At 67.5% G+C, this 26114-nt stretch carries 26 protein-coding genes; 21 read left to right on the top strand and 5 right to left on the bottom strand.

Annotated elements, in window-relative coordinates:
- Positions 1-73 precede the first annotated feature (73 nt).
- The 19 genes from asnS to ACGHX3_RS08675 all read left to right on the top strand — a co-directional run bounded on the left by asnS (position 74) and on the right by ACGHX3_RS08675 (position 15491).
- The gene (asnS, locus tag ACGHX3_RS08765) at positions 74-1474 is read left to right on the top strand and encodes an asparagine--tRNA ligase (RefSeq protein ID WP_313927493.1); all 1401 of its coding nucleotides are present in this window, start codon (positions 74-76) and stop codon (positions 1472-1474) included.
- Complete coding sequence (locus ACGHX3_RS08760; protein ID WP_394697128.1) at positions 1474-1779, top strand: hypothetical protein; 306 nt, start codon at positions 1474-1476, stop codon at positions 1777-1779. The genes asnS and ACGHX3_RS08760 overlap by 1 nt, the downstream gene beginning before the upstream one ends.
- A complete protein-coding gene (locus ACGHX3_RS08755; protein WP_394697127.1) occupies positions 1776-2084 on the top strand; it encodes a hypothetical protein in 309 nt (102 codons plus the stop codon). Before ACGHX3_RS08760 ends, ACGHX3_RS08755 begins: the two co-directional genes overlap by 4 nt.
- Before the next feature lie 7 nt (positions 2085-2091).
- Positions 2092-2736: an FMN-binding negative transcriptional regulator gene (locus tag ACGHX3_RS08750; RefSeq protein ID WP_394697126.1), complete on the top strand. Its 645-nt coding sequence runs from the start codon at positions 2092-2094 to the stop codon at positions 2734-2736.
- 98 nt (positions 2737-2834) lie between these two features.
- Entirely contained in the window at positions 2835-3623 is a 789-nt protein-coding gene (locus ACGHX3_RS08745; protein ID WP_394697125.1) for an SDR family oxidoreductase, read from the top strand.
- 39 nt (positions 3624-3662) lie between these two features.
- A complete protein-coding gene (locus tag ACGHX3_RS08740) occupies positions 3663-5090 on the top strand; it encodes an aldehyde dehydrogenase (protein WP_394697124.1) in 1428 nt (475 codons plus the stop codon).
- 15 nt (positions 5091-5105) lie between these two features.
- A complete protein-coding gene (gene can / locus ACGHX3_RS08735) occupies positions 5106-5780 on the top strand; it encodes a carbonate dehydratase (RefSeq protein WP_162337413.1) in 675 nt (224 codons plus the stop codon).
- Positions 5773-6210, top strand: coding sequence for a RidA family protein (locus ACGHX3_RS08730; RefSeq protein ID WP_394697123.1), 438 nt, complete (start codon positions 5773-5775; stop codon positions 6208-6210). Before can ends, ACGHX3_RS08730 begins: the two co-directional genes overlap by 8 nt.
- Positions 6207-6830, top strand: coding sequence for a hypothetical protein (locus ACGHX3_RS08725; protein ID WP_394697122.1), 624 nt, complete (start codon positions 6207-6209; stop codon positions 6828-6830). Before ACGHX3_RS08730 ends, ACGHX3_RS08725 begins: the two co-directional genes overlap by 4 nt.
- Before the next feature lies 1 nt (position 6831).
- Positions 6832-7380: a 3-hydroxyanthranilate 3,4-dioxygenase gene (locus tag ACGHX3_RS08720; protein WP_394697121.1), complete on the top strand. Its 549-nt coding sequence runs from the start codon at positions 6832-6834 to the stop codon at positions 7378-7380.
- A gap of 44 nt (positions 7381-7424) precedes the next feature.
- Positions 7425-8066: a nucleotidyltransferase domain-containing protein gene (locus ACGHX3_RS08715; RefSeq protein ID WP_213604059.1), complete on the top strand. Its 642-nt coding sequence runs from the start codon at positions 7425-7427 to the stop codon at positions 8064-8066.
- The gene (locus ACGHX3_RS08710; RefSeq protein WP_162337417.1) at positions 8050-8457 is read left to right on the top strand and encodes a hypothetical protein; all 408 of its coding nucleotides are present in this window, start codon (positions 8050-8052) and stop codon (positions 8455-8457) included. Before ACGHX3_RS08715 ends, ACGHX3_RS08710 begins: the two co-directional genes overlap by 17 nt.
- A 79-nt stretch (positions 8458-8536) precedes the next feature.
- On the top strand, positions 8537-9547 hold the full coding sequence (locus ACGHX3_RS08705) for an amidohydrolase family protein (protein WP_213604057.1): 1011 nt from the start codon (positions 8537-8539) through the stop codon (positions 9545-9547).
- Between the two features lie 124 nt (positions 9548-9671).
- Positions 9672-10946, top strand: coding sequence for a kynureninase (kynU, locus tag ACGHX3_RS08700; protein WP_394697120.1), 1275 nt, complete (start codon positions 9672-9674; stop codon positions 10944-10946).
- 73 nt (positions 10947-11019) lie between these two features.
- The gene (locus tag ACGHX3_RS08695; protein ID WP_394697119.1) at positions 11020-11349 is read left to right on the top strand and encodes a GIY-YIG nuclease family protein; all 330 of its coding nucleotides are present in this window, start codon (positions 11020-11022) and stop codon (positions 11347-11349) included.
- 87 nt (positions 11350-11436) lie between these two features.
- Positions 11437-12735 carry an FAD-dependent oxidoreductase gene (locus ACGHX3_RS08690; protein ID WP_394697263.1) on the top strand — a complete coding sequence of 433 codons (1299 nt, stop codon included), beginning with the start codon at positions 11437-11439 and terminating at the stop codon, positions 12733-12735.
- Positions 12732-14171, top strand: a complete 1440-nt coding sequence (sbcB, locus tag ACGHX3_RS08685; RefSeq protein ID WP_394697118.1) for an exodeoxyribonuclease I — start codon at positions 12732-12734, stop codon at positions 14169-14171. The genes ACGHX3_RS08690 and sbcB overlap by 4 nt, the downstream gene beginning before the upstream one ends.
- Positions 14172-14230: 59 nt before the next feature.
- Positions 14231-14917: a DUF2461 domain-containing protein gene (locus ACGHX3_RS08680; protein ID WP_394697117.1), complete on the top strand. Its 687-nt coding sequence runs from the start codon at positions 14231-14233 to the stop codon at positions 14915-14917.
- 31 nt (positions 14918-14948) lie between these two features.
- Entirely contained in the window at positions 14949-15491 is a 543-nt protein-coding gene (locus tag ACGHX3_RS08675) for a DUF2939 domain-containing protein (RefSeq protein WP_162337424.1), read from the top strand.
- A gap of 21 nt (positions 15492-15512) precedes the next feature.
- Here ACGHX3_RS08675 and ACGHX3_RS08670 read toward each other — a convergent pair whose 3' ends face one another.
- The 5 genes from ACGHX3_RS08670 to ACGHX3_RS08650 form a co-directional block, all read right to left on the bottom strand.
- Entirely contained in the window at positions 15513-16172 is a 660-nt protein-coding gene (locus ACGHX3_RS08670; protein WP_394697116.1) for a hypothetical protein, read from the bottom strand.
- Between the two features lie 172 nt (positions 16173-16344).
- Positions 16345-17253 (bottom strand): 5'-nucleotidase, encoded by a 909-nt coding sequence (locus ACGHX3_RS08665; RefSeq protein ID WP_394697115.1) that lies wholly within the window; start codon positions 17251-17253, stop codon positions 16345-16347.
- A gap of 45 nt (positions 17254-17298) precedes the next feature.
- Positions 17299-17787, bottom strand: a complete 489-nt coding sequence (locus tag ACGHX3_RS08660; protein WP_162337427.1) for a hypothetical protein — start codon at positions 17785-17787, stop codon at positions 17299-17301.
- Between the two features lie 119 nt (positions 17788-17906).
- Complete coding sequence (locus ACGHX3_RS08655; RefSeq protein ID WP_213604043.1) at positions 17907-18674, bottom strand: NAD kinase; 768 nt, start codon at positions 18672-18674, stop codon at positions 17907-17909.
- 159 nt (positions 18675-18833) lie between these two features.
- Positions 18834-23906 carry an NAD-glutamate dehydrogenase domain-containing protein gene (locus ACGHX3_RS08650; RefSeq protein WP_394697114.1) on the bottom strand — a complete coding sequence of 1691 codons (5073 nt, stop codon included), beginning with the start codon at positions 23904-23906 and terminating at the stop codon, positions 18834-18836.
- A 310-nt stretch (positions 23907-24216) separates the two neighbouring features.
- Here ACGHX3_RS08650 and ACGHX3_RS08645 point away from each other — a divergent pair, with 310 nt between their 5' ends.
- Entirely contained in the window at positions 24217-24924 is a 708-nt protein-coding gene (locus ACGHX3_RS08645) for a TetR/AcrR family transcriptional regulator (protein ID WP_394697113.1), read from the top strand.
- Complete coding sequence (locus ACGHX3_RS08640; protein WP_213604024.1) at positions 24921-26102, top strand: efflux RND transporter periplasmic adaptor subunit; 1182 nt, start codon at positions 24921-24923, stop codon at positions 26100-26102. Before ACGHX3_RS08645 ends, ACGHX3_RS08640 begins: the two co-directional genes overlap by 4 nt.
- Positions 26103-26114 lie beyond the last annotated feature (12 nt).

Raw genomic sequence — 26114 nt, 5'->3', positions numbered from 1 at the left:
GCATGCCGAGGGCTGCGCGGCTCTTGTAAACTCCGCGTTCCATTAATAAGTCTGTTATCGAAGGATTCAAGCCATGACGGTGGTGAGCGTCGAACATGCGTTGGCGGGCAAGCTCCCGGCCGGCGGCGAAGTCACGGTGCGCGGCTGGGTGCGCACGCGGCGCGATTCCAAGGCGGGCCTGTCCTTCGTCAACGTCAGCGACGGCTCGTGCTTCGCGCCGATCCAGGTGGTCGCACCCGATTCGCTGGCCAACTACGAATCCGAGATCAAGCACCTGACCACCGGCTGCGCGGTCGTCGCCACCGGCACGCTGGTGGCCTCGCAGGGCCAGGGCCAGAGCTTCGAGATCCAGGCCTCGTCCGTCGAGGTCGTGGGCTGGGTGGAGGATCCCCTCACCTACCCCATGCAGCCCAAGCAGCATTCGCTGGAGTACCTGCGCGAGTTCGCCCACCTGCGCCCGCGCACCAACCTGTTCGGCGCCGTCACCCGCATCCGCAACTCGCTGGCGCAGGCGGTGCACCGGTTCTTCCACGAGAACGGCTACTTCTGGATCAGCACGCCGATCATCACCACGTCCGACGCCGAGGGTGCCGGCCAGATGTTCCGCGTGTCCACGCTGGACCTGGTCAACCTGCCGCGCGACAAGGAAGGCGCGGTGGATTTCTCGCGCGACTTCTTCGGCAAGGAAACCTTCCTGACCGTATCCGGCCAGCTCAACGCCGAGGCCTACGCGCTGGCGATGAGCAAGGTCTACACCTTCGGCCCGACGTTCCGCGCCGAGAACAGCAACACCACGCGCCACCTGGCCGAGTTCTGGATGATCGAGCCGGAAGTCGCGTTCAACGACCTGGCCGCCAACGCACAGCTGGCCGAAGACTTCCTGAAATACCTGTTCCGCGCCGTGCTGAGCGAGCGTGCCGACGACCTGGCCTTCATCGCCGAGCGCGTCGAACCGACCGCGCTGACCCGCCTCGAAGCCTTCGTCAACTCGCCGTTCGAGCGCATCGACTACACCGATGCGATCTCGCTGCTGCAGAAGTCGGGGCAGAAGTTCGAATTTCCGGTCGAATGGGGCCTCGACCTGCAGACCGAGCACGAGCGCTGGCTGACAGAGCAGCATGTCGGCCGCCCGGTGGTGGTGACCAACTATCCCGAGCACTTCAAGGCCTTCTACATGCGCCTGAACGACGACGGCAAGACCGTCGCCGCGATGGACGTGCTGGCGCCCGGCATCGGCGAGATCATCGGCGGCAGCCAGCGCGAAGAGCGCCTGGACGTGCTGGACGCGCGCATGGCGCAGTTCGGCCTGGATCCGGCGCACTACGGCTGGTACCGCGACTTCCGTCGTTACGGCTCGGTGCCGCACGCCGGCTTCGGCCTCGGTTTCGAGCGGCTGGTGGTGTACGTCTGCGGCTTGTCCAATATCCGTGACGCCATCGCCTACCCGCGCGCACCGGGCAACGCGGAGTTCTGATGATCCTGTTCTTCGCCCTCTGCTTCGTCGGCGTCGCCATCGCCGGCTTCTGCGCCTTCGTCATCTTCTGGCCGTTGACGCTGGTGCATGTCCGCGACCGCCACGGTGCGCTCGGTGCGCAGTGGGGCGAAGGCGCCTTCCTCAAGCCGGTGGCGTTGCGCTGGCTGCTGGCCGGCGACTATCGCCGGATCGCCGACACCTCGCTGTCCGGCCTGGCGACACCGGCGCGCATCTCGTTGTGCGTGATCATGTTCGGGCTGGCGATGGCCGGCCTGCTGGCGTTGTGGGCGGAGGCCTTCGTATGAATCCGTTCCTCCGCGAAGACTGGTATCTCGCCTCCCTCGGCCGCACGCTGATCTGGGCGCGCCTGCGCCTGCTGGAGGCCGGCACCGCCGAGGTGCTGGACAGCGACGGCAACACCCTGGCCTACGACAGCGAAGACAGCGCCCGCGCGGCGCTGTTCGATGCCGAGTTCGTTGCCTTCGACGGTCTGGACGAAGACGATGCGCTGGCGCGCGGCTTCTCGCTGGCCGGCATCCAACCGCCGCAAGGCGACGACGATGCCGCGCTGGTGCCGCAGATGGTGCAGTCGCTCGGCGCTCGCGCCTGATCCGTCCATGTACACGCCGCGCGCGTTCGTCGAAACCGACCTGGCCGAACTCGACCGGCTGATCGCGCGCGATGCGTTCGTTACCCTGGTCACCGTTGTCGACGGCACCCCCGTCGTCAGCCACCTGCCCGTGCTCTACGCCCGCGATGGCGACCGTATCGTCATCGAGGGCCACTGGGCGAAGCCGAATCCACAGGCCCGCCATGCAGGCCCTGCCCTGCTGATCGTGCACGGCCCGCATGCCTACGTGTCCCCGGGCTGGTACGCGGACAAGGAAGAAGCCGCGCGCGTGCCGACCTGGAACTACGCGGTCGCGCATCTGCATGGGGTGCTCGACACCACGGAAGACACCACGGCGTTGGCTTCGATCGTGGATCGCCTCAGCCAGGTCAACGAGGCCCATGTGGGCAACGACTGGCGCTTCGGGCACGACCGCGAAGACCACGTCCGCCAGCTGCGCGGGATCGTCGGTTTCCGCTTCGACGTCGAACGCGTCGAGCTGAAGTTCAAGCTGAGCCAGAACCATCCGGTCGCCAACGTCGAGGGGGCCGCCGCGGCGCTCCGGCAACGGGGCGGCGAAAGCAACGTGGCGGTCTCGGACTTGATGCGCGAAAGACTGGCCCGCCGGAAAGACGGCGTGGGAGCGACGTAAGTCGCGAAGCGGCAGCCCAGGAAAAGCATCGCGACTTACGTCGCTCCCACACACCGCTCAGGGCTACACTCGGCGCCTCGTTCTGCAGGAAGCGATGCATGGATCTCAATCTCGCCGGCCGGCACGCGCTGATCTGTGGCGCCTCCGAGGGCATCGGCCGCGCGGCGGCCCATGAGCTGGCCCTGCTGGGCGCGGACGTGACGGTGCTGGCCCGACGCCCCGAGGCGCTGGCCGAGGTGGCTGCTGCACTACCTCGCGTCGCGAGCAGCCAGCAGCACGCAACCATCGCCCTCGATGTGGCCGATGCCGTGGCTCTGCGGGAGACCGTCGGTCGCCTCGTGGCGACGCGGCCGGTGCATATCCTCGTCAACAACACCGGCGGACCGCCCGGCGGTCGCGCCCTCGATGCTGGCGCCGACGACTACCTGGCAGCATTCCAGCGCCATCTCCTGGCCAACCAGGCGCTTGCGCAGCTCACCGTCCCCGGCATGCGTACCGCCGGCTGGGGACGCATCGTCAACATCGTGTCGACGTCGGTGAAGGAGCCCATTCCCAACCTCGGCGTCTCCAACACCATCCGGGGCGCGGTGGCGAGCTGGGCCAAGACGCTGTCCAGGGAACTGGGTGCCGATGGTATTACCGTGAACAACGTGTTGCCCGGCTACACGCGCACGCAGCGACTGGAACAGATCCTTCACGACCGCATACAGGCGACGGGCAAGGACGAAGCCACCGTCAGCGCCACGATGCTCGCCACGGTCCCGGCCGGCCGCTTCGCGGAAGCGCACGAGATCGCCGCCGCCATCGCCTTCCTCGCCTCCCCCGCCGCCAGCTACATCAGCGGCGTCAGCCTGGCGGTGGACGGCGGCCGCATGCAATCCATCTGACCCGGCGGGACGGGGGGGCTTGCCAGCCGGGTTAAGCTAATGGGCATGGACCGCTTCGGCCACTTCATCGACGGCGAACCGCGCCCCGGCAGCGCCTGGCGTCCCGTGTACGAACCGGCGTCGGGCGAGGTCTACGCCGAGGTCGCCGATGGCAGTGAACACGATGCGCTGCTGGCCGTGCAGGCGGCCGAAGCGGCATTCCCCGCCTGGTCGGGACTGACGACGAGCGAGCGATCGCGCTGGCTGGAACGCCTGGCCGATGCGCTCGAGCAACGGCGCGAGGTGTTCGCCGCCGCCGAATCACGCGACACCGGCAAGCCGCTCGCGCTGGCGCGCGATATCGAGATCCCCCGCGCCATCGCCAACCTGCGCTTCTTCGCACACGCCGCTACCCAGTTCGCCAGCGAATCGCACCACGGCGAGGCCGGACTGAACTACACGCTTCGACAACCGCTGGGTGTGGTCGCGGCGATCTCGCCGTGGAACCTGCCGCTTTACCTGTTCACCTGGAAAATCGCGCCCGCCTTGGCGGCCGGCAACACGGTCGTGGGCAAGCCGTCTGAAATCACCCCGGCTACCGCCACGATGCTCGGTGAACTGGCTGCCGAGATCGGTCTGCCGCGCGGCGTGCTGAACATCGTGCACGGCACCGGACCGGCAGTCGGCGAGCCGCTGGTGCTGCATCCTGCCGTCAAGGCGGTGTCGTTCACCGGCAGCACCACGGTTGGCCGCCGCATCGCCGGACAGGCCGCGCCGCACCTCAAGAAAGTGTCGCTGGAACTGGGCGGCAAGAATGCGACGCTCGTGTTCGCCAACAGCGACTGGCGCTCGCACCTGGACACCCTGCTCCGCTCGGCCTTCCAGAATGCGGGCCAGATCTGCCTGTGCGGTTCGCGCCTGCTGGTGCAGCAGGCGATCTACGACGAATTCCGTACGGCCCTGCTGGAACGTGTTCACGACCTGAAAGCCGGCCCGCTCGACGATCCCGGCACGCGCCTCGGTGCGCTGGTGTCGCAAGCGCATTTCGACAAGGTGCTGGCGTGCATCGCGCGTGCGCGCTTCGAAGGCGGGCGTGTCCTCGCCGGTGGCCACGCGCTTGAACGGCCGGGCTGGTACATCGCGCCGACCGTGATCGAGGGCCTGGGACCGGAAGCCACCACCAACCGGGAAGAGATCTTCGGGCCGGTGGTGACCTTGCAGCCCTTCACCGACGAGGCGCATGCGCTTGCGCTCGCCAATGCCGGCGACTACGGCCTGGCGGCGACGGTGTGGACGCGCGACCTGGACCGCGCCCATCGCCTGGCCGCGCAATTGCGCGCCGGCATCGTCTGGATCAATACCTGGATGACGCGCGACCTGCGCACGCCGTTCGGCGGCACGGGCGCGTCTGGCCTGGGCCGCGAAGGCGGGCTGGAGGCCATGCGTTTCTTCACCGAACCCAAGAACGTCTGCGTGGCGTTGCGCTGAGGACGAATACACACGATGTCTGATCAATCCGAACTCGAGAAGCTGCTGCAGAACAACCGCGACTGGGCTGCCCGCATCAAGCAGGAGGACCCCGGCTTCTTCAAGCGGCTGTCGCAGCAGCAGTCGCCACGCTACCTGTGGATCGGCTGCTCTGATTCGCGCGTGCCGGCGAACCAGATCCTGGGTCTGGACCCGGGCGAAGTGTTCGTCCATCGCAACATCGCCAACGTGATGTCGCACGGCGACCTCAATGCGTTGTCGGTGATCCAGTTCGCCGTCGACATCCTGAAGGTCGAACACATCCTGCTGGTCGGCCACTACGGCTGCGGCGGCGTGCACGCGGCCATGACCGGCCTGCGCGTGGGCCTGGCCGACAACTGGCTGCGTCATGTCGCCGACGTGGCACTGAAGCACCAGACGCTGCTGGACCAGGTGGACACCGAATCGCTGCGCCACGCGCGCCTGTGCGAACTCAACGTCATCGAGCAGGTGTTCAACGTCTGCCAGACCACGGTCGTGCAGGACGCATGGGCGCGCGGTCAGCCGCTGGCGATCCACGGCTGGGTCTACAGCCTGTTCGACGGCCGCGTGCGCGAGCTGGGCATGGACGTGGCGGCGCAGGACGAACTGCAGCCCTCCTACCAGCGCGCCCTCGCCGGCGTGCCGCCGAAGGGCAAGCGCGATGAGTGAGGCCGTGCAGGCCGGTGGCGCGCCGAAGCCCGTGGGGCACTACCCGCATGCGCGGCGCGTGGGCGACCTGCTGTTCCTGTCCGGCATCGGTCCGCGCGATCCGGTCAGCAATGCCATCGTGGGCAACGTGCACGATGCCGATGGCCGATTGATCAGCTACGACATCGATGCGCAATGCCGTGCCGTCTTCGCCAATGTCCGTGCGGTGCTGCAGGCCAGTGGCGCTCACTGGGAAGACCTGGTGGATGTGACGGTATACCTCACCGACATGGACCACGACTTCAAGACCTACAACCAGGTATGGGCGGAGTATTTCCCCGACGCAGCGACCGCTCCCTGCAGGACCACGCTGGGCATCACCGCCCTGCCCACGCCGATCTCCATCGAACTGAAGTGCATCGCACGTCTGGCAAAGGACGCGGATCGATGAAAAAGATGCTGTTCGCCACCCTGCTCGCTCTCTGCCTGAGTGCCGGTGCCCACGCCGATGGTCTGCCGGCAGACCATGCCGAACTGGCTGCTCTCCGCGAGCAGGATCAGGCCGACCGCCAAGGCACGATTGACTGGAGCAAGGTGGCGCCGCGCGACGCCGCCAGGCTCGCAAGGGTGAAGGTGTTGATGCGCGAGGGCGCCATGCGCACCGCCAGCGACTACGAGAATGCCGCCTGGGTGTTCCAGCATGGAGTCACTGCCGAGGACATTCGCATGGCCCACGCACTGGCTACGCTCGCATTGAACCTCGAAGCCGATGATGCCGGACGTCGCCGCTGGCTCGTTGCTGCATCATGGGATCGCCTGCTGATGAGGCAGCAACAGCCACAATGGTACGGAACTCAGTTCCTGAGCGACGCGAAAGGCTTGTATCTCTATCCCGTGGCGACGGACGCAGTCACCGACGAAGAGCGGGAGAAGATGATCGGTCTTACGCTGGCGGAATCGCAGGCGAAGACCGTGGAGATGGCCCGCAACGCCGGCATCCCGGTCCGCGATCCGGCGCCGACGGTCGAGGACCTCCGGGGCGCTTCCAAACCGGCGCCCAAGGGAGGTTGACGTGCTGCCCAACCCGCTGAACTTCCAGGCCTGGATCGACGAGCACCGCCACCTGCTGAAGCCGCCGGTCGGCAACAAGGTCATCTATGACGGCGACTTCATCGTCATGGTGGTGGGCGGCCCGAATGCGCGCACCGATTACCACTGGGACGAAGGCCCCGAGTGGTTCTACCAGTTGGAAGGCGAGATGGTCCTGCGCATCCAGGAAGACGGCGCCGTCCGCGACATCCCGATCCGGGCCGGCGAGATCTTCCTGCTGCCGCCGCGGGTACCCCATTCGCCGCAGCGCATGCCGGGCTCGGTCGGCCTGGTGATCGAGCGCAAGCGCCTCCCGCACGAGGACGATGGTCTGCTGTGGTTCTGCGAGAGCTGCAACCACAAGGTGTACGAGGAGTACTTCCACCTCAACGACATCGAGCAGGATTTCTTCCGCGTGTTCGAAGCCTTCTACCGCAACGACGACCTGCGCACCTGCAAGGCCTGCGGCCACCTGAACCCGCGCCCGAGCCGCTACGAAATGCAGGCGGACTCGCAGGCCGACATCACCTGAGCTTGCACTTGCCCAATCTGGGCATTATCGTGCCCGATATGGGCATGAGTGATACCCCTCGATCCGGGAAAGTCAGCGAAGCGGCGGCGCGCTACGCCACCGCCAGCCTGTCGGGCGCCTTGTTCACCACCACCCAGCAGCGAGTGCTGGCCTGCCTGTTCGGCGAGGCCGGCCGCAGCTACGCGGTCAACGAACTGATCCAGGCCACCGGCGCCGGCAGTGGCGCCGTCCAGCGCGAGCTCGCCCGGCTGGCCGGCAGCGGGCTGCTGACGGTCGAGCATGTCGGCAACCAGAAGCGCTACCGTGCCAATCCCGACGCGCCGATCCACGACGAACTGGTCTCCATCGTCCGCAAGACCTTCGGCCTGGCCGAGCCGCTGCGCGAAGCGCTGGCGCCGCTGGCCGACCGCATCCACGCCGCATTCCTGTACGGCTCAATCGCCAAAGGCAGCGACACCGCCCGCAGCGACATCGACCTGATGGTGGTCGCGGACGACCTGACCTATGCCGAGGTGATGCTGGCGCTGCACCCGGTGGCGGAACGGCTGGGCAGGCAGATCAATCCCACCGTCTACGACCGTGACGAGCTGCGCAGCAGGATCGAAGGCGGCAACAGCTTTGTCACCCGTGTACTGGAGCAGCCGCGGCAATGGCTGATCGGGGGCGACGATGACCTCGCCGCTTGAGAAGCTGGCCACCCACAGCGGCCCGCTCAGCGCCGAACCGCCCGACAGGAAGGAAACCGCTGGCCTGCTGCGCTCCGGGCTGGCACGGCTGGCCGACGCGCACAACGAGGCGCTGTCGCTGGAGAGCCGCTTCGACCTGGCCTACAACGCCGCCCATGCGCTGAGCCTGGCGGCGCTGCGCCGTGCGGGCTTCCGCGCGCGCCACCGCTACATCGTCTTCCAGGTGCTGCCGCACACGCTCGGTCTCGGCCCCGAGGTCTGGCGCGTGCTGGCCAAGGCGCACGACCTGCGCAACCTGGCCGAGTACGAAGGCCATGTCGAGGTGGACCGCCGCCTGGTCAACGACCTGATCGCCGCCTGCGAGCGCGTCTCCGACGCGCTGGAACGATGAACGCCGACGCCGCTCACGTTCCTGTTCCATCGCGGCACTGCAGCGCGAATCCCTGGCAGGCAGCCCCTGCAATCCGACGATGCTGAAGATCGACACCCATGCGCATTTCCTGCCCCGCGACTGGCCCGACCTGGCGGCCAAGTACGGCGACCTGCGCTTCCCGGTGATCCACCACGGCGACGACGGTCGCCACCGCATCTACAAGGACGGCAAGTTCTTCCGCGAGATCTGGCCCAAGACCTGGGATCCGGAAGAACGCATCGCCGACTACGCGCAATTCGGCGTGCAGGTGCAGGTGATCAGCACGGTGCCGGTGATGTTCAGCTACTGGGCCAAGCCACACCACGCCTTGGAATTGCACCAGGCGCTCAACGACCACACCGCCGCGGCCTGCCGCGACTACCCGCGCCACTACGCCGGCATCGGCACGGTGCCGCTGCAGTCGCCGCGCCTGGCCGTGCAGGAGCTCGAACGCTGCATGGACCAGCTGGGCCTGCAGGGCGTGCAGATCGGCAGCCATGTCAACGACTGGAACCTGGATGCACCGGAGCTGTTCGAGTTCTTCCAGGCGGCCAGCGAGTTGGGCGCCGCGATCCTCGTGCACCCGTGGGACATGATGGGCGCGGCCTCGATGCCGAAGTACTGGCTGCCCTGGCTGGTCGGCATGCCCGCCGAACAGTCGCGCGCCGCGTGCAGCCTGATCTTCGGTGGCGTGCTGGAGCGGCTGCCGCAACTGAAGGTCTGCTTCGCGCACGGTGGCGGCAGCTTCCCGTACACCATTGGCCGCATCGAGCACGGCTTCAACATGCGTCCCGACCTCGTCGCTACCGACAACCCGCGCAATCCGCGCGACTACCTCGGCCGCGTGTACTTCGATTCCTGGGTCGCCGATCCGCGTGCCTTGCGCTACCTGCTGGACACCGTCGGCCACGAGCGCGTGATGCTCGGCACCGACTACCCGTTCCCGCTGGGCGAACAGGAGCCGGGCGCCGGCATCGCCGCGCTGGGTCTTGAAGACGGCCAGCAGGCCCGCCTGTACCACGGGACCGCGCTGGAATGGCTCGGCCTGCCGGCATCGAGGTTTCTGTGATGAGCTCTGTAGGAGCGCCCCATGGGCGCGATGCTCTTGCAGGCATTGGGACGCTCATCCACAAAGCATCGCGCCCATGGGGCGCTCCTACATCATCTTCTGTCTTCCTTTTTCCGACTACTCCATGACCGACCCGTTGTCCCGTACCCACATCATCGCCCTCGACGCCGCCGATCCCCTGCGTGCGCTGCGCAATGAGTTCCTGATTCCCCGCCACAAGCACAACGACCAGATCTATTTCTGCGGCAACTCGCTGGGCCTGCAGCCGAAGGGCGCACGCGTCCACCTCAACGAGGCCCTGGACAAGTGGGCGAACGAAGCCGTCGAAGGCCACTTCACCGGCAACGCGCAGTGGATGACCTACCACGAGCTGGTGCGCGAGCCGTTGGCGCGCATCGTGGGCGCCGAGCCGTCGGAAGTGGTGGCCATGAACACCCTGACCACCAACCTGCACCTGATGATGGTCAGCTTCTACCGTCCCACCGCGGAGCGGCCGGCGATCCTGATGGAGGCCGGTGCGTTCCCGTCCGACCGCCATGCGATGGAATCGCAGGTGCGTTTCCACGGGTTCGATCCCGCGACCGACCTGATCGAGGTCGAACCGGATCAGCCCGACGGCACGCTGTCCATGGCCGCGATCGAGCGCGCCATCGCCGAGCACGGCCCGCGCCTGGCGCTGGTGCTGTGGCCCGGCATCCAGTACCGCACCGGGCAGGCCTTCGACCTGGCCGAGATCACGCGACTGGGCCACGCACAGGGCGCCGTCGTCGGCGTCGACCTGGCCCACGCCGTCGGCAACCTGCCGTTGCGCCTGCACGACAGCGGCGTCGATTTCGCGGTGTGGTGCCACTACAAATATCTGAACTCCGGTCCCGGCGCCGTGGCGGGCTGCTTCGTGCATGCACGCCACGCAAATACGGACCGGCCGCGCTTCGCCGGCTGGTGGGGCCACGAGAAGGAAACCCGCTTCCGCATGGCGCCGGAGTTCGTACCCACGCCGGGCGCCGAAGGCTGGCAGCTGAGCAACCCGCCGATCCTGGGCCTGGCGCCGCTGCGCGCGTCGCTGGACCTGTTCGAGAAGGCCGGCGGCATGGAGGCGATCCGCGCCAAGTCGCTGAAGATCACCGGCCTGCTCGAGGCGTTGATCCGGGCGCGGCTGTCAGACGTGCTGCAGATCATCACGCCGGTCGACACCGCACAGCGCGGCGCGCAGCTGTCGTTGCGCGTGATCGGCGGACGCGAGCGCGGGCGCGAACTGTTCGAGTACCTGTTGTCGGTCGGCACCGTGGGCGACTGGCGCGAACCGGACGTGATCCGCATCTCGCCCGCCCCGCTCTACAACCGCTACATGGACGTCCACCGCTTCGTCGAGGAAGTCGAGACGTGGCGGGGGTTCTGAACATTCCTGAAAATGGAAGTCGTCATTCCCGCGCAGGCGGGAACCCAGCGACTTTGCCCTGCCACGGACGCTTATGGACAAGCAACCGGCAACCTACATTCTGGCCAGCCGACGCAACGGAACGCTCTACATCGGCGTTACCAGCGATCTGGTGGGGCGTATCTGGCAACATCGCAATCATGTCGTGTCGGGTTTCTCCCATCGATACGGCATCACGCTCCTGGTGTGGTACGAGCTGCACGAAACGATGGACAGCGCGATCACCCGCGAGAAGCGTCTCAAGAAATGGGAGCGGGCATGGAAAGTGCGGTTGATGGAAGCATCCAACCCCTACTGGAACGATCTTTGGACGGACATCACCGGTCAGAGCAAAGTCACTGGGTCCCCGCCTTCGCGGGGATGACGGATTACGCGATTGGACAAGACTGATACCCCACGACACATCACCATCATCGGCGCCGGCCTCGCCGGTGCGCTGCTGGCCACGCTGATGGCGCGCGCCGGATGGCGGGTGGATGTGTTCGAAAAGCGCGGCGATCCGCGCGTGCAGGGTTACGCTGGCGGGCGTTCGATCAACCTGGCGCTGACCGAACGCGGTCGTCATGCGCTGCGGATGGCCGACGCCGATGACGCCGTCATGCGGCAGGCGGTGATGATGCGCGGCCGCATGGTGCATGCGCTCGACGGGCGGCTGCAGTTGCAGCGCTACGGCCGCGACGACTCCGAGGTGATCTGGTCGATCCATCGCGGCGATCTGAACATCACGCTGCTGGACCTGGCGGAGAAGGCCGGCGCGACACTCCACTTCGATCGCCGCCTGGATGCCGTGGACTTCGACGCTTCCGTCGCCCGCTTCGCCGATGAGCAGGTCGGCGGTTTCCATGACATCGGATTCGCCGCACTGATCGGGGCCGACGGGGCCGGATCGTCGCTGCGTGGCGCGATGCAACGCGAGGAGAATCTCGGCGAGCGCACCGAGTTCCTGGACCATGCCTACAAGGAACTCGAAATCCCGCCATCCACCGACGGCGGCTTCATGATGGAGCCGAACGCGCTGCACATCTGGCCGCGTGGGCATTACATGTGCATCGCGCTGCCGAACGATGAACGCACGTTCACGGTGACGCTGTTCCTGCCCAACCAGGGCGACCCCAGTTTCGCCAGCGTGCGCAACGGCAGAGAGGCGAAAGCGCTGTTCCTGCGCGATTTCGCCGATGCCGTGCCGCTGATCCCTGAGCTGGAGCAGGACTGGGAAACCAACCCCACCGGCCTGCTCGCCACCCTGTACCTGGACCGCTGGCACCTCGACGGCCACGCGGTGCTGCTGGGCGATGCCGCCCACGCGATGGTGCCGTTCCACGGCCAGGGCATGAACTGCGCCTTCGAGGACTGCGTCTCGCTCGCGCGCCACCTGCAGGCAACCGACGATCTGGCTGACGCGTTCGCCGCGTTCGAGGCCGAGCGCAAGCCCAATGCGCTCGCCATCCAGGAGATGGCGCTGGAAAACTACGTGGAGATGCGCGACAAGGTGGACGACAGCGGCTTCCTGCTGCAGCGCGAGCTGGAGCTGGCGCTGCAGCAGCGCCATCCGCAGCGCTTCGTCCCGCATTACACGATGGTCAGCTTCATGCGCATCCCGTACGCGCTGGCGCAGCACCGCAGCCACGTGCAGCGCGACCTGCTGGTGCGGCATACGGCCGGGCTTGCATCGCTCGATGGCGTCGACTGGGCGGCGGTGGATGCGGATGTGCATGCGCAGCTGCCGGTACTGGAGGAGATCGAGGGGTGAGCGCGAGCTTCCTCTTCTACGATCTCGAGACCTTCGGCGCGGACCCGCGCCGCAGTCGGCTGGCACAGTTCGCGGCGGTACGCACGACGCCGGCCCTTGAGGTGATCGACGAGCCGATCAGCTTCTTCGTGCAGCCAGCGGACGACCTGCTGCCCTCCCCCGTCGCCACCCTGATCACCGGCATCACCCCGCAGCGGGCGGTGGCCGAGGGCGTCAACGAGGCCGAAGCCTTCGCCCGCATCGCCGACGAGATGGGACGGCCAGAGACCTGCACGCTGGGTTACAACAGCCTGCGCTTCGACGACGAGTTCGTGCGCCATGGGCTGTTCCGCAATTTCCACGAACCCTACGAGCGTGAATGGCGCGGCGGCAATTCGCGCTGGGACCTGCTGGACGTGATGCGGCTGATGCATGCGCTGCGGCCGGACGGCATCATCTGGCCCAAGCGCGACGACGGCGCCACCTCGTTCAAGCTGGAACACCTCGCCCTCGCCAACCGCGTGCGCGAGGGCGATGCGCACGAGGCGCTCTCGGACGTCTACGCCACCATCGGCCTGGCGCGGCTGATGCGCCAGTCCCAACCGCGGCTGTGGGAGTATGCGTTGCAGCTGCGCGACAAGCGCTTCGCCGCGCGACTGCTCGACACGACGGCCATGCTGCCGGTGCTGCATGTCTCCCAGCGCTATCCCGCGCACCGGCTGTGCGCGGCACCGGTGCTGCCGCTGGCGAGGCATCCCCGCATCGACAACCGCGTCGTCGTATTCGACCTGGACAGCGATCCCACGCCGCTGCTGTCGATGTCGCCGGAGGACATCGCCGACCGTCTCTACACGCCTGCGGCCGATCTTCCCGAGGGCGAGCAACGCATTCCGCTGAAGGAAGTGCATCTGAACCGTGCGCCGGCGCTGGTGGCTTGGTCGCACCTGCGTCCGGCCGACATGGAGCGCCTGGGCATCGATCCGGTACGCAGCGAGCGCCATGCCGCGATCCTGCGCGAAGCCGGTCCCGATCTGGCCGAAACGGTGCGCCGCGTGTTCTCGACCGAGCGGAGTTTCCAGGCGGGCGATGTCGATGGTTCGCTGTACGACGGCTTCCTGGCCGACGCGGACAAGCGCCGCTTCACCGACGTTCGCACCACGCCCCCCGCGCTGCTGGGCGAGCGCGATTTCGGCTTCCGCGATGTGCGGCTGCCGGAACTGCTGTTCCGCTACCGCGCCCGCAACTGGCCCGACACGCTGTCCCACGACGAACGCCAGCGCTGGGACGATTACCGCCGCCAGCGGTTGACGATGGACAACGGTCTGTCGGAGTACAGCTTCGAGACCTTCGATGCCGAGATCGCGCTCCTGCGGCAGGCGGAGGCCGGAAACGCCGGCCGGCTGGTGCTGCTGGACAGGATCCAGCAGTGGCGCGACGGGATCCAGGCGACGCTGTAAGCCGACATCGAGGGCAGCCTTGTCGATGCCATGACACCGGCTTGTCTAGAATGCGGGGCATGGCTACCTACTTCTCCGATGCCAGTTTCAAGTTCCTGCGCGGGCTGGCGCGCCACAACGACAAAACCTGGTTCGCCGACCACAAGGCCCAGTACGAAGACCACGTCCGCCAGCCGTTCCTGCGGTTGCTGACCGACCTGCAGCCGGACTTGGCCGCGGTCAGCCTGCATTTCCGCGCCGACCCGAAGACCGTCGGCGGCTCGCTGTTCCGCATCTACCGCGATGCGCGTTTCTCCAACGACAAGTCGCCCTACAAGTCGTGGCAGGGCGCGCGTCTGTACCACGAGCGCCACAAGCAGGTGCCGGCACCGTCCTTCTACCTGCACCTGCAGCCGGGCGAGTGCTTCGTCGGCGCCGGCCTGTGGCATCCGGAACCGGACACGCAGCGCCGCGTGCGCCAGTTCATCCTCGACAACCCGGGCAGCTGGAAGAAGGCCGCGCACGATCCGGCCTTCCGGCGCCGCTTCGACTTCGAGGAGAGCGAGAAGCTGGTGCGCCCGCCGCGCGGATTTCCCGCCGATTTCGAGTTCATCGAAGACCTGAAGCACCGCAACTTCGTGTTCTGGCGCTCGCTGGACGATGCCACGATGACCGGACCGCGCCTGTGCCAGACGCTGGCCAGCGACCTGAAGACGCTGGGACCGTTCGTCGACTACCTGTGCGCCGCGCTGGATCTGGAATTCTGACCCTGGGGACTCACCGATGAAGGGCTCGCCGATGAAGAAGTGGGTTGTGGGGGGTGTTCTGCTGGCGGTGGTACTCGGCCTCTGCGCCTACGTGGTGGCGGGTCCCTACCTGGCCATCCACGGCATCCGCACCGCCCTGGCGGAGCAGGACACGGCCAAGCTCCAGCGGCATGTCGATTTCCCCGCGCTGCGCGTCAACCTGCGCGCGCAGGTGGAGGACTATCTGGCACGGCGTGCCGGCCCGGACGTATCGTCCAACCTGTTCGGCGCCGCGGCGCTATCGATCGCCAACCAGGTACTCGGACGCGGCGTCGACACCCTGGTCACGCCGATGGGCATCGCCGCCCTCCTGCAGGGCCGCGCAACGTGGAAACGCGCTATCGGCGACACCGTCGGTGGGGACACCTATGCGCCCGCGGTACCGGCCGAGCCGTTGAAGGAAGCCGAGCACCGCTACGAATCGCTGTCGCGCTTCACTGCCACCGTGCATGACGCCGATGGCGATCCGGTCGTCTTCGTCATCACCCGCCAAGGCCTGCGGTGGCGGCTGACGGATATCCGCCTGCCGCTCTGAGCCCGCCCGGATCGCGCCGCCTCACGCGTGTGCGAGTGCCGCTCCGGCCCCTTGTCCCGTGGCATCGGGTAACGCCAGCCGGAAAAGATCCGCCACCGTTCTCACCCCGTCGAGGACGGCCGCACGCGCCGCCGCCTCTTCGTCGTCCCGCGGATCGGTATCGCCCCATAGCTGGGCCAGCAGGACATTCTTCTTTTCGTAGGTATCGATGCGCGTGTACCCGCTGACCGGCTCGATGCGCTTCGTCCAGCTGCTTTGCCAGTAGAAGTCGTCGCCGTGGGCGAAATGCTCGCAGCGCGGCAGGAAGCGCAGCGGACCCGTCGCCCCTTCCAGCACGTCCAGCCCCTCGGTGATCGTGAACGCGTAGACGCGCTGGCCATCCCGGGCGAACCGGGTGTCGGGCACCAGCTGGAACCGTTCGGCGTCCGCGTCCATGACGCATGCGCCGCGACAGTACACCCGTCCGCCCAGGCGCGCGAAGTGCGGCGACAACACCTGGAAACTGCCGGATGCCGCATGCGCGGCGCGCATCACCCGGATCTTGTTGGGCAACCAGTAGCTAACGTAATGCAGGTGCCGGCCATCATCGACGTAGGCCCAGAAATCCGGCCCTTCCCCACCTTGTCTGACGACACGACTGGTGGCCGCAGGCAGGTCGAGATCGTAGATCTTCTCCTCCATGACGCGCTGGCTTCCCCACTCACGCCTGCGATGGACCAGATGCAGGCGCCCTTCCCGCTCTTCGAGGCACACGGCACACCCCCCATTCAGCGCCCCGCGGAACTGCGAAGCGGCTTGTGCTCAAGCTATCGGGGTGCTCCGCACCGGCCGGACAGGCCGGGCGCGACCGGCATCACGGATTGGCGACGCCGTGTGGAACGTGACCAGCGGCGACATGGTGACGGGCGCTGTCGATGTTGTGCTGCGAGTCGTCGAAGAAGATGTCGGCGCCGAAGGCTTCCAGGAACGGCCCCTTGTGGCGTCCGCCGAGGAACAGCGCTTCGTCGAGGCGCACGCCCCACTCGCGCAACGTACGGATCACGCGCTCATGCGCAGGTGCCGAGCGCGCGGTGACCAGCGCGGTGCGGATCGGCGAGCGCTCGTCCGCCGGGAACACCTGCTGCAACTGGTGCAGGGCCGACAGGAAGTTGCGGAACGGGCCGCCGGACAGCGGCTCGCGCGCGCGCGCCTGCTCATGCCTGCCGAACGCCTCCACCCCCTGTTCGCGCGAGATGCGTTCGCTCTCGTCGCCGAAGATCACCGCATCGCCGTCGAAGGCGATACGCAACTGGTGCTCGTGACGCAGCTGCGGTGCGCCGGCAGGCAGGATGGTCGCCGCCGCAATGCCGTGCTCCAGCGAGCGACGCACCGAGTCGGGATTGGCCGACAGGAACAGGTCGGTGCCGAACGGCTTCACATAGGGCCAGGTCGGCTCGCCCGCGGTGAACGTGGCACGCACGATGCCCAGCCCGTAGTGCTGGATCGAATTGAAGATGCGCAGGCCGGTGTCGGCCGAATTGCGCGACAGCAGGATCACCTCCACCCGGGGCGCTTCGGACGATGCACCTGCATTGAGTGCCAGCAGCTTGCGCACCACCGGATAGGCGATGCCCGGCGCCAGCGCGTCGTCCTCGTGCGTGCGCTGGAAATCGGCATAGGCCTGTACGCCTTCGCGCTCGTAAAGCGCGTGGCTTTCTTCCAGATCGAACAGGGCGCGCGAGGTGACGGCGACGGTCAGCAGGCGGGGGGTGTTGTCGGCCATGGGCACAGTATCGGCGATCCATGGCGCAGGAGGCGAGACAGCCGGCTAGCTTCCCGGCGCCGCGGCGATGCGCAGCTGCGTGGGCGGTCCGCGGCGGTTGTCCGCGGTCACCGCGCGCACTTCCACCATCAGGTCGATGGGGGCCTGCTGCGCGGGCGGCCCATCACGCCAGAGAAACACGAACTCGCTGCGCTTGCCGTCCACGGACCCGACCACCGGTGCGGACGGGAAGATCGCGAGGGCATCCTCGCCCACCACGCGGAACTCGAATCCCAAGTCGCGGATCTTGTAGTCCGTGCCACGCGGCCACTCCACGCGCACTGTCAGCAGACCGCTGGCGTCGCAGGATGCGCGTCCGTCCACGCCCCGGGTCAGGCTGACCACTTCGACGACCGGCGGCTTCAGGCCGGCATCGTCCATGGCCGTCGTCGCCTGGCCCTTGGCGAACGGGGTAACGCCGGTCGACAGGTTGCAGGCGACCGCATCGGACACGGCCAACAGGGCGCATAGCGCCACCGCGCACTTCAATGGCATCGGGACCCCTCCCCGGGTGGATGCGAACCGAACCGCTACGGGGCGCTGGATAACATGCGTGACATGACGGAGCAAGCCGCAGCGCGGCGAAACCGCACTGTCTCCCGGGACATGACCACTCAGGTCATGAACTGTTCGCTGAGGATGCGCTCTTCGAGATTGTGTTCGCGATCGAACAGCAGGGTGACCGTGCGGTCGCGCGATTCGCGGATGGTCACCTCGACGACGTCGCGCACTTCGTGCGAGTCCGCCGTGGCGCTGACCGGACGCTTGTACGGGTCGAGCACACGGAACCGCACTTCGGTATCCGCCTTCAGGATGGCGCCCCGCCAGCGGCGCGGACGGAACGGCGCGATCGGTGTCAGCGCGATGGTGTGCGAACCCAGCGGCAGGATGGGACCGTGCGCGGAGAAGTTGTACGCGGTGCTGCCCGCGGGCGTGGCCGTCAGCACGCCGTCGCAGATCAGTTCATCCAGGCGGGTCTCGCCGTTGAGGTCGATGCAGATGTGCGCCGCCTGCCGCGTCTGCCGCAGCAGGGAGACTTCGTTGTAGGCCAGCGACGAGGTCGAGGTGCCGGATTCGGTCAGCGCCTGCATTTCCAGCGGACGCAGCTTGGCGGGTTCGGCGGCGGCGATGCGCTCGACGAGGTCGTCGGAGCGGTAGTGGTTCATCAGGAATCCGACCGTGCCCAGCTTCATGCCGAACACCGGCTTGCCCAGCGCCCCATGGCGATGCAGCGTCTGCAGCATGAAGCCGTCGCCGCCCAGTGCGCAGAGCACGTCGGCCTGGTCGGGCGCATGCGCGCCGTGTTCGCGCTGCAGCGTCGCCAGCGCCTCCTGCGCCTCTGGCGTGGGGCTGGCGAGAAAGGCGATGCGGGGGTCGGACATCCGAGACTCCATCGTCGGGCCTGCACAGCGTACAGAAAAAAACGCCGGGAGCGTTTTTCGCCAATGCGCAGCGTTGGCCCAACGGGTTGCTGCCATGGAGGGCGGACACAAAAAAGGCGGCCCGAAGGCCGCCCCGTTTCCATTGCCAGTGAGCGAACCTCAGCCCTGGGACGCCAGCTGGCCCAGGCGCTGCACCGCGACCGATGCGGTCGGATAGTCCAGCGTCTTCTGCGCGGCCAGTTCGTTGAGCATGCTGAGCGTGAAGCGCAGGCCCGCGTCATCGCGGCCCAGCCACGCCTTGACCTTGGCATCGGCATTGCCACCCGGCAGCGACAGCACCTGGTTGGCCAGCGTGCGCTGGTGCGCAGCGAGTTCGTCGCGCAGCACGCCACGGGCCACCGCGTGCCAGCGCCCGTCGACCTTGAGGGCCTCGATCTGGTCCTGCAGCCACGGCAGGTGCAGGGCCTCGCCCAGGCGGTAGTGGACCTTCGACACCTCGACCGGCTTGAGCTTGCGCGCACGCGCCAGTTCGATGATGTCGCAGGACGGCTCCAGGTACGGCAGCGCGGCGATCTGGCCGGCCAGCGCGGGCGGCAGGCCCTTGTCCTTCCACGCCTGCAGGCTGGCGTTGTACGCCGGACGCAGCGAATCCGGCAGCACGCCGTCGGCGGCGCGGATCTCGTTGAAGCCGTCGTGGTAGCGCTCCACGGCCGTGGCGATCGCCGGGATCGGCCCCTGGCGGGTCAGCAGCCAGCGGGTGAAGTTTCGCTGCACCTGCCAGATGACCTGCAGGGCATCGATCTGCACGGACTCCGGCACCTGGCCATCCAGCGCGTCGATCTGGTTCCACAGCGCCCGTGCATCCAGTGTTTCGCGGGTGATGGTGAACGCCTTCGCGACTTCCGCCGGCGAGCGGCCGGTGTCTTCCTGCATGCGCAGCAGGAAGGTGGCGCCCATGCGGTTGATGGTGGTGTTGGTGACCGCCGTGGCGATGATCTCGCGCTTCAGGCGGTGCTTCTCCATTTCCGAGGCGTACTTCTTCTGCAGCGGCAGCGGGAAGTAGCGCTGCAGTTCCTTGGACAGGTACGGATCCTCGGGGATGTCGGATTCCAGCAGCTGCTGGAACGCGACCAGCTTGGAGTACGACAGCAGCACCGACAGCTCCGGACGGGTCAGGCCCTGGCCGCGCGCCTTGCGCTCGGCCAGTTCCGCGTCGGACGGGAGGAACTCGATCTGCCGGTCCAGCAGGCCCTGCGACTCCAGCGTCTGGATGAAGTGCTGCTTGGAACCCAGGCGCGTCACGCTCATGCGCTCCATCAAGCTGATGGCCTGGTTCTGGCGGTAGTTGTCCCACAGCACCAGGTCGGCCACTTCGCCCGTCATGTCCGCGAGCAGCTTGTTGCGGGCGTCCATCGACAGCTTCTTCGCCTGCACCACGCCATTGAGCAGGATCTTGATGTTCACCTCGTGGTCGGAGGTATCCACGCCGGCGGAGTTGTCGATGAAGTCGGTGTTGAGCAGCACGCCATGCTGCGCGGCCTCGATGCGCCCCAGCTGGGTCAGGCCCAGGTTGCCGCCCTCGCCCACCACCCGGCAGCGCAGGTCGCGGCCGTCGACGCGCAGGCCGTTGTTGGCGCGGTCGCCCACGTCGGCGTGCGTCTCGCTGGCGGCCTTGACGTAGGTACCGATGCCGCCGTTCCACAGCAGGTCGACCGGCGCCTTCAGGATGGCGCTCATCAGCTCGTTGGGCGTCATCGACTTCACGCCGTCGGCGATGCCGAGCGCGGCGCGCACTTCCGGGGTGATCTCGATGGACTTGGCGCTGCGCGGATGGATGCCGCCGCCCTTCGAGATCAGCTTGGCATCGTAGTCGGCCCAGCTGGAGCGCGGCACCTTGAACATGCGGTCGCGTTCCTTGAACGACTTCGCCGCATCCGGATTGGGATCCAGGAAGATATGGCGGTGGTCGAACGCGGCCAGCAGGCGGATGTGCTCGGACAGCAGCATGCCGTTTCCGAACACGTCGCCGGACATGTCGCCGATGCCGACGCAGGTGAAGTCCTCGGTCTGGCTGTCGCGGTTCATCGCGCGGAAATGGCGCTTGACCGACTCCCATGCACCACGCGCGGTGATGCCCATGCCCTTGTGGTCGTAGCCGACCGAACCGCCGGAGGCGAACGCGTCACCCATCCAGAAGCCATGCGCGATGGCCAGGCCGTTGGCGATGTCGGAGAACGTGGCCGTCCCCTTGTCGGCGGCGACCACCAGGTACGGGTCGTCCTGGTCATGGCGCACCACGTCCACCGGCGGCACGATCCTGTTGCCGACGATGTTGTCGGTGATGTCCAGCAGGCCCTGGATGAACAGCTTGTAGCAGGCGATGCCTTCCGCCAGCACGGCATCGCGGTCGCCCCCCACCGGCGGACGCTTCACGAAGAAGCCGCCCTTCGCGCCGACCGGCACGATGACCGTGTTCTTCACCATCTGCGCCTTGACCAGGCCCAGCACCTCGGTACGGAAGTCCTCGCGGCGGTCGGACCAGCGCAGGCCGCCGCGTGCGACCGGACCGAAGCGCAGGTGCACGCCCTCCACACGCGGGCCGTAGACGAAGATCTCGCGGTACGGACGCGGCTTCGGCAGGTCCGGGACCTTGGCCGAATCGAACTTGAAGCTGATCGTGTGCGCCGGCTTCCCGTCCTTGCCGGCCTGGTAGAAGCTGGTGCGCAGCGTGGCTTCGATCGCGCCCATGAAGCCGCGCAGGATGCGGTCTTCGTCCAGGCTGGAGACGCGGTCCATCAGCTTGAGCAGTGCCTGGTGCGCCGCCTCGGCCTGCTGTTCGCGCTTGCCGCCGCGGGCATCGACCAGCGCGGCGAGCGTCTTCTGCGCGGCCTCGTCGTTGCCGGCGAGCGGCTTCAGCTGTGCGGCGAAGCGCTCCTGGCCCTCCTTGACCTGCGCCTTGCTCTCGCTGCCGGTCGCCGGATCGAAGCGGGCTTCGAACAGTTCCACCAGCAGGCGGGCCAGCAACGGGTAGCGGTTGAGGGTCTCCTCGACATAGCTCTGCGAGAACGGCACGCCGGTCTGCAGCAGGTACTTGCAGTAGCCACGCAGCAGCGCGACCTGGCGCCAGGCCAGGCCGGCGCCCAGCACCAGCTTGTTGAAGCCGTCGTTCTCGGCATCGCCGTGCCACACGCGGGCGAAGGCATCCTCGAACATCGGCGCCAGCCGCTCGACGTCGACGTCGCCACCCACCGGCTCGACCTCGAACTCCTGGATATAGCGCGCGCCCTGCGCGGTCTCCAGGCGGAAGGGGTGCTCCGAGATCACGCGCAGGCCCATGTTCTCCATCAGCGGCAGCGCGTCGGACAGCGGGATGTCGGTCTCCTGCCGGTACAGGTTCAGGCGCAGGCGGCCCTGGCCAGGACGCTTGCGACGCGACTCGTGCAGGCTCAGGCGCAGGTCGTCGGCACCGGACAGTGCGGCCAGGTGTTCGACATCGCGCGCGGCGCCTTCCGGCGACACGACTTCGATGTAACCCGCCGGCAGCGCACGGCCATAACCGCCGGCCAGCAGCAGGCCCTTCGACTCGCCGTGCCGTCCGATCAGGGTCTCGCGCAGGTCGTCCTGCCAGTTGCGCAGCAGGTGGGCGATGTCGGCTTCCAGCGCGGACGTGTCGACCTCGACCTGCTCGCCGGCCTTGGGTCGGATGGTGATGTGCAGCTGGGCCAGCGGCGATTCGCCGAGCAGCACGCTGCTGTCGACGTACTCGCCACGCATTGCGTCCTTCAGCAGCGACTCGATGCGCAGGCGCACGTCGGTGTTGAAGCGCTCGCGCGGGATGTAGACCAGCGCCGAATAGAACCGGCCGTAACGGTCGCGGCGCAGGAACAGCTTGCTGCGCACGCGCTCCTGCAGGCCCAGGATGCCCATCGAGGTGCGGAACAGTTCCTCGTCGCTGGACTGGAACAGTTCCTCGCGCGGCAGCGTCTCCAGGATGTGGCGCAGCGCCTTGCCGCTGTGGCCGCTGGGCGACAGGCCGGACTTCTGCATGACGTACTCGTGGCGCTCGCGCACCAGCGGGATTTCCCACGGGCGGCGGTTGTAGGCGCTGGAGGTGTACAGGCCGATGAAGCGCTGCTCGGCGATCGGATTGCCCTGCGCGTCGAACTCCAGCACGCCGATGTAGTCCATGTTGCCCGGGCGGTGCACGGTGGAGCGGCGGTTGGTCTTGGTGAGGATCAGCGCATCGACCGAGCCGCCCTGCGGCAGGTAGTGCGCCGCCAGCGTCTTGATGTTGCGCGGCGGGGTAGTGTCGCCCTCGCGCAGCAGGCCGAGGCCGCTGTCCTCGACGGCGGCGAGGATGCCGGTGCTCTTCTCGACGCGGTATTCGCGGTAGCCGAAGAAGGTGAAGTGGTCGGCGGCGGCCCAGCGAAGGAACTCCTGTGCCTCGCGCCGACCGTCATCGTCCACCGGCATGCGGCGGGTGGCCATGTCGTCGGCCAGCGCCAGCATCTTCTCGCGCATGCTGGACCAGTCGCGCACGATGGCGCGCACTTCGTCCAGCACGGTGCGGATGCGCTTCTCGACCTGCGCCATCTCCTCCGGCGGCAGGCGGTCGATCTCCAGCAGCATCAACGACTCGTGCTTGCCCTCGCCCACCGCGGAAACCTTGCCGGCCTTGTCGCGGGTGAAGCGGACCAGCGGGTGGCCGAGCACGTGCACGCCCACGCCCATCTCGGCCAGCGCCATGCTCACCGAATCGACCAGGAACGGCATGTCGTCGTTGACGATCTGCAGCACGGTGTGGGGCGATTCCCAGCCGTGCGTCTTCTGCGACGCATTGAAGATGCGCACGTTGGCGGTACCGGGCTTGCGGGTACGCGCGAACGCCAGTGTGTCGGCCGCGATCGCGGCCCAGCCATCGGCGCTGTGGTGCGGATACTCGTCCTCTTCCATGCGCTTGTAGAACGCGTCGGCGAACGTACGCGCTTCTTCCTGCGCGGTGGCGCCGGCGACACGCTTGCGGATCGCATCGAGGATGGGCGACAGCGAGAACGCGTCGCCCGACTTCGCCACTGCCTTGCCCTGCTCCCCCGCGGCCTTCGCCGCCTTCACCGGTCGGGCAGCCACCTTCTTGGTGGGCGTCGCCTTGGGGCTCACCGACTTCGTGGCCTTTGCGGCTTCCGGTTTGGACGTCTTTTTCGAGGCTTTTTGGGGGCTGCGTGCAGCGTTCATGCAGAGAATGACTCAACAAGTGGTAGTCGAATGGTCATTGTATCTCCGGGCGCCATGACAAAACTTGCTGCGAGGCGTCATAAGCGCGGCTTGCAATCGCACGCAGGATTCTCCGGCGCACGCCAGGCGGAGCAGATGGCTGTGTGCCGCTCGGCGGATCGACGAGAACGGCACCCACGTTCGGCAGTGCGCGGATGCGTGCTGCGCATCGTCACGCATTCTTTACAAGACCTGTCGCCGTTCTGTGCACGGAAATACCGGGCTTTCAAGCCTGTCAAAATTCTGAACTGGACGGTATAGTCTAGCCCCGATGCGCCCGTCCCCCACCCCTGCCGCGCCCGATCAGCGTCGCGCCCGCGTCCACCAGGCCGTGCGCGAACTCATGTCCGAGCAGGGGTTCCGCATGAGCATGGACACGGTCGCCGCGCGCGCCGGTTGCTCCAAGCAGACGCTCTATGCGCATTTCGGCAGCAAGCAGGAACTGTTGCGCAGCGTGATCGCCGAACACCAGGACCTCGCCACGGTGCCGCTGTCCCCCGTCGTGGAGGACCCCCGCGAAGCGTTGCTGGCCTTTGCGCTGGAGCACCTCCGGCACCTCAACGATCCCACCATCGTCTCGACCAGTCGCCTGCTGGCCGCAGAAGCGCACCAATTTCCCGACGAAGCGCGCGACCTCTACCAGCAGGCCTGCGATACTCTCGTCCAGCGCCTCGCCACCTGGCTGCAGCACGCGATGGACCAGGGCCGGCTGAGGCATGACGATCCGCACTACGCCGCGGAGCTGCTGCTCAGCATGATCGTGGGAATGGACTTCCAACGGCAGCGTTTCGGCGTGGTCCACCGCGCAGGCGACCGTGCGCGCCACCGCTGGGCCGAATTCTCGATCGATACCTTCCTGCGGGCCTTCGCGCCCCCGACCGACGACGGCGCGCCGCCTTCCGTGTCCGCCGGCCGCCGTATCCGCTCACCGCTTTCCTCTCCCACGTCTCCAAGAAAAAGAAACGGAGCTTCCCCATGACGTCCCCCATCCGTTCCCTCGCCCTGGCCAGCGCCCTGCTGGCGGTCCTCGCGGCCTGCAGCAAGCCCGAGCAGCAGCAGATGCCGCCCCCCGAAGTGGTGGTGATGGCCGCCTCGCCGCAGGACGTGCCGCTGCAGCGCGACCTGGTGGGGCGCCTGTCGCCCATCCGCAGTTCCGACGTCCGCGCCCGCGTGCCGGGCGTGGTGCAGAAGCGGGTGTACCAGGAAGGCAGCGACGTCAGGGAGGGACAGGTGTTGTTCCTGATCGATCCCGCCCCGCTGCAGGCCTCGCTGAGCGCAGCGCAGGCCACGCTGGCCTCGGCGCAGGCCACCTACGCGAACGCGAAGGTCGCGGCGGATCGCGCGCGCCAGCTGGCGCCGCAGAAGTTCGTCTCCCGGTCCGACCTGGACAACGCCGAAGCCGCCGAACGCAGCGCCGCCGCCGCCGTGCAGCAGGCCCGCGCGAATGTCGAGAGCGCCCGCATCAACCTGGGCTATGCCTCGGTCACCGCGCCGATTTCCGGCCGGGCCGGCAAGCAGCAGGTCACCGAAGGCGCGCTGGTCGGCCAGGGCGATGCGACGCTGCTCACCACCATCGACCAGATCGATTCGCTCTACGCGAACTTCTCGATGAGCTCGAGCGAGCTGCAGACCCTGCGCCAGGCCCAGGGCGACGGCAAGGTGCAACTCGCTGGTGAGGGCCAGCGCACGGTGCAGGTGATCCTGCCCAACGGCCAGGCCATCGATCAGACCGGCACGCTGGACTTCTCCGACACCGTCGTCGATCCGGCGACCGGCAGCGTCTCGCTGCGCGCCACCGTGCCGAACGCCGACCGCACGCTGCTGCCGGGCACCTTCGTCACCCTGCGCGCCACGCTGGGCGAGCAGAAGGGCGCGTTCCTGATCCCGCAGGGCGCCATCCAGCGCGACACGGTCAGCGCCTACGCCATGGTGATCGGCAAGGACGGCAACGTCGTGCGCAAGAACGTCACCACGCAACAGGCCGTCGGCCCCAACTGGCTGGTCACCGACGGCCTGGCCGCCGGCGACCAGGTGATCGTCGAAGGCCTGCAGAAGGTCAAGGAAGGCGCGCCGGCCAAGGGCGTCACCGCCGAGCAGGCGGCCGCGGCGAAGGCAGCGCAGGCCAAGCCCGCGCAGGCCGCAGGCAAGGCCGAGTAAGAAGGACCCTCC

Source organism: Pseudoxanthomonas japonensis (assembly GCF_043632995.1).
Lineage (GTDB): Bacteria > Pseudomonadota > Gammaproteobacteria > Xanthomonadales > Xanthomonadaceae > Pseudoxanthomonas_A > Pseudoxanthomonas_A japonensis.
The sequence above is the reverse complement of the archived record's forward strand: the minus strand, read 5'-3'. Positions and strand labels throughout refer to the sequence as shown.